Origin of the sequence: uncultured Caballeronia sp. (genome assembly GCF_964243625.1) — a bacterium.
Taxonomy (GTDB): domain Bacteria; phylum Pseudomonadota; class Gammaproteobacteria; order Burkholderiales; family Burkholderiaceae; genus Caballeronia.
The window spans coordinates 1-4,351 of the sequence record NZ_CAXTGZ010000514.1; the positions used below are offsets into that span (position 1 = coordinate 1).

The 4,351-nt window shown below is 62.7% G+C and carries 4 protein-coding genes; 1 reads left to right on the forward strand and 3 read right to left on the reverse strand.

What is annotated here, in order from left to right; genetic code table 11:
- Positions 1-421, forward strand: a 421-nt coding sequence (locus ACFFAR_RS25960; RefSeq protein ID WP_375508717.1) for an anion permease, incomplete at its 5' end; no start/stop codon positions are given.
- Positions 422-479: 58 nt separating this feature from the next.
- On the opposite strand, the gene ACFFAR_RS25965 is transcribed toward ACFFAR_RS25960, so the two are convergent.
- The 3 genes from ACFFAR_RS25965 to ACFFAR_RS25975 all read right to left on the reverse strand — a co-directional run.
- A complete protein-coding gene (locus tag ACFFAR_RS25965) occupies positions 480-1,286 on the reverse strand; it encodes an SDR family oxidoreductase (protein ID WP_075357969.1) in 807 nt (268 codons plus the stop codon).
- 142 nt (positions 1,287-1,428) lie between these two features.
- Positions 1,429-2,553: an NlpC/P60 family protein gene (locus tag ACFFAR_RS25970; RefSeq protein ID WP_174363042.1), complete on the reverse strand. Its 1,125-nt coding sequence runs from the start codon at positions 2,551-2,553 to the stop codon at positions 1,429-1,431.
- A 202-nt stretch (positions 2,554-2,755) separates the two neighbouring features.
- A partial coding sequence (locus ACFFAR_RS25975) for a PhoH family protein (RefSeq protein WP_375508718.1) occupies positions 2,756-4,351 on the reverse strand: 1,596 nt, incomplete at its 5' end.

Sequence of the window (4,351 nt, forward strand, 5' to 3'; positions counted from 1 at the left end):
GAAAACCATCGGCATCATCTGGATGCTGCTGATTGCGGCGGGTTATGCATCGGTTACAGCCGACGCGCCGCCAATCTGGGTGATCGGCGGATGTTATTTGTCGATGGGACTCGGCACGCTCTTCGGCGGCTGGCGCATCGTGCGCACGATGGGGCAGAAAATCACGAAGCTGAAACCGGTCGGCGGGTTCTGCGCGGAATCGGGCGGGGCGATCACGCTGTTCGTGGCTTCGTTTCTGGGTATTCCCGTCTCGACCACCCATACGATCACCGGCGCAATCGTCGGTGTCGGCGCGACGCAGAAGTTCAGCGCGGTGCGCTGGGGCGTGGCGGGGAACATAGTCTGGGCGTGGATTCTGACGATTCCGGCATCTGCCGCAATGGCCGCCGTTGCGTGGTGGCTTGGTCGGCACTTTTTCTAAACCGGCATGCCGTCAGGCAGTTGAAGAAACGGGCGACATCAGTCGCCTGTTTTCATTTTTAAATCAACGGTGCGCCAACGCCGTCCATCGGAATGATTGCGCCGGACACGTAGCTCGCCTGGCGGCTCGCCAGGAACAATGCAACGTTCGCGATTTCCTCCGGAGTGGCGTATCGGCCGAGCGGCACTTTCGCCTGGCTGCGCGCCAGCGCTTCGTCGCGTGTGATGCCTTGCCGTTGGGCTTCGAGCGCGAGCGATTCCTCCACACGTTCCGTCAGGGTCGCGCCGGGGTTGATCGCGTTGATGCGAATCCCTAGTTTCGCGTAATGATGTGCGAGACCAACCGTCGCCAGCATCAGCGCCGCATTTGCCGCGCCACCGGCAATGTGAATATCGCTCGCAATCTTGCCGCCCATTCCGATGATGTTCACAACCGCGCCCGGATCGCTCTTCGGGTCCGCTTTCAGCCGCTCGGCCATTTTTTTCAGCACCGCTTGCTGCGGATAGATGCATGGGAAGTACTTGGCTTCCATCGCGGCTTTGTAGGCGTCGGCATCGAGCAGATCGGGATCGTAGCGTTTCGCCGCGCCCGCGGAATTCACAAGGATATCGATAGGGCCAAGCGCGCTCGTGGCTTCCTCCACCACATCCTGCACGCTGTGCGCTTCGTGAAGGTCGGCGCGTGCGAGATGCACGTGGTGTCCGTGCTGCGCCAGTTGTTCGCGGGCGCGCGCCAGGTTCGCTGCATCGCGCGAAACGATCGCGACGCGCGCACCTTCCGCTGCAAATGCCTTCGCGCATGCGAAGCCGATGCCCTTGCTGCCGCCCGTGATGAGCACGACTTTCCCGGCAAGTCCCAGGTCCATGAGGTCACTCCTTATCGAGGCTGATTGCGATTCTTCGACGCTTGGCAATCGATGCTGGCAAGCGTTTGACAACACACGATAGCAGAGGCCGCCGGGGTGTGCGCGTCAGGAGATGTGTGGAGAGGCTTGCGTCGTTCGCGGCTCAGTAACTGCCGTTGGCGAACTTTGCGATGGGGTCATCGGCGGCGGCGGGGCGCGTGGGCACGAGCGGATTCGTCGACGCGCGCATTACGTGGACGGCCGGGTCCGAAGCTGGAATGCGCGCCACGGACGATGGCTGTTGTTCCTGCACCGCGCGTACTTGTTGGGCCGCGAGGCGGGCGGTCGGCGGCGGTGGTTCGAAGGCATCGGCGGCGGCGGTGATGGGGTCCGGCGCATTCGATGCTTTAGCGATTGCGCTCGATTCCGCTTGCGGCTGCCGAACCGGCGAGGTTGCGTTGGCCGCCAGCGCCTGACGTTGCGCGGCGGGAAGCGCGGACGGCGGAGGTTCGAACGGATCGACGCTCGCATTTGCGGTAGACACAGCCGGCGAAACCGCGCCGGCCGATTGCGCTTGTCGCTGAGCGGCAGACAACACCGGCGGCGGAGGTTCGAACGCGTCAACCGCGTTGGTACTGTTCGGCGCCACCGCGACTTGTGCAGGCGCAGACCGGCTGGCAGCGCCATCGGACGGAGCGGGAACGGGCGACGCCAGATACGTCGGTGAATCGAAAGGCGCTGGAGCCGACTTAGGCGCGGCGACGCGGCGGATGCCATCGAAGCGCTTCGCCCAGTAGGGGTTCGTCAGATAATCAAGCCGGACCGTGCCGCCGGTGGATGGCGCATTCACGAAGCGCAACTTGCCCACGTAGATCCCGACATGCGAATGCGCGCGTCCGGTCGTGTTGAAGAAGATCAGGTCGCCGGGTGCGACTTCGTCTGGTTCGATGGACTCGCCGCGCCCGCTCATGTCAGCGGTCGTGCGTGGCAGGTTGACCGAGGCCGCGCGGTCGACCACGTACCGAACCAGTCCGCTGCAATCAAAACCGGCTTCCGGTGTATTCCCGCCCCAGCGATACGGCACGCCGACAAGCGCCATTGCCTGGATGGATATTTCCTCGCGCCCCACGCTGTGATCGACGAAGTCTGGAAACCCGGATGGCTTGGCAAAAGTGCGGTTTGCAGCAGTCGTATTCGATTCGGCCGGCGCGCGCGATATCCGCTGCGGCGCGCTGGAGCAGGCGGCAGCGAGAAAGGTGACGAGCAGCAGTGACCAGAATCGGCGCATTCGAAAAAGGCGAGCGGGCCGCTCACCGTGATGACGGTCTCGCGATACTAGCCCGTCAGATGGGGCTCCGGCAAGTTTTGTTGATAAGTCACTTTAGGTTAACGCTGTAAGTGAGGTGGAAAACGACGTCGGTTTGAAGAAAAAACCACAAAAAAAGCCCGGCAAGCGATGCTTGCCGGGCTTTCGGACAGTGGGTGAAACTTTAAAGGATATCTGAAGCGTAATCCGCCAGACGCGACCGCTCACCGCGCGCCAGCGTTACGTGCCCGCTGTGCGTCCAGCCCTTGAAGCGGTCCACCACGTAGGTGAGGCCCGAACTGCCTTCGGTCAGATAAGGTGTATCGATCTGCGCGATATTGCCCAGGCACACGATCTTCGTACCCGGACCCGCCCGCGTGACGAGCGTTTTCATCTGTTTCGGCGTCAGGTTCTGCGCTTCATCGATGATCACGTACTTGTCCACGAACGTCCGTCCACGCATGAAGTTCATGCTCTTCACCTTCAAGCGCGAGCGGATCAGTTCCTGCGTGGCGGCGCGGCCCCATTCGCCGGCGGCATCGTCCGTTTTCTGCAGGACCTCGAGGTTGTCGTCGAATGCGCCCATCCACGGCTGCATCTTTTCCTCTTCCGTACCCGGCAAGAACCCGATATCTTCGCCCACCGGAACCGTCGCCCGGGTGACGATGATCTCGTTGTAGCGCTTGTCGTCGAGCACTTGTGCGAGGCCGGCGGCCAGCGCCATCAAGGTCTTGCCGGTCCCGGCCTGACCCAGCAGCGTGACAAAGTCGACGTCCGGGTTCATCAGCAGGTTCAGCGCAAAATTCTGCTCCCGGTTGCGCGATGTAATGCCCCACACGTTGTTCTTGTGGTGACTGTAATCGCGCAGCGTTTGCAGCAGCGCCGTCTTGCCGTTGAGCTCACGCACGATGCCATAGAACGACGGTTCGCCGTTCTGCGGTTCGAAGTACACAAACTCGTTCACTAACATGGACGCGCATTGCGGACCGGTCACGCGGTAGTACGTGGTGCCCGTCTTCGTGTCCTGCCAGCTTTCCATGCCCTTCGCGTGCTTCGTCCAGAAATCCGAAGGCAGCGCGCGCACGCCGGAATAGAGCAGATCCTTGTCTTCAAGGACCTGGTCGTTGAAATAATCTTCTGCGGGCAGGCCGAGTGCGTGCGCCTTGATGCGCATGTTGATGTCTTTCGACACCAGGACGACCTGGCGGTCCGTGCGCTCTTTTTGCAGCGCGCGGACCACGCCGAGAATCTGGTTGTCGGCCTTGCCAACCGGCAGACCCTCAACCGGCTCGATGTCGGTCAACGTGGTCTGGAAGTAGAGGCGGCCGGTTGCATCGCGGTTACCCAGGGCGGAGAGCGGCAATCCCGCCGACATCTCGCCCACGTGGGCGACCAGCGCATCCAGCGTACGGCTGACCTGACGCGCATTGCGCGCCACTTCCGACATGCCTTTCTTGTGGTTGTCGAGTTCCTCGAGCGTCATCATGGGCAGATAGACGTCGTGTTCCTCGAACCTGAAAAGCGATGACGGATCGTGCATCAGCACGTTCGTGTCGAGCACGAAGAGCTTGCCGATCTCGTTTTCCGGCTGGCCGCGCTGACGGCGCTTTTGCTGTACGCGCGGCTGTGCGGCAGCCGAAGCCGGCGCGGCGGGCGGCGCTTCGGAACGAACGCGAGCTTCGACCGGCGCGCGGGCCACGGCTGGCTGCACCGTGGTCTCGACCTGCTCGGCGGGCGCAGCGGCGGGCTGCAGCAAGGCCGCGGTCTGCTTCGCGCGGCG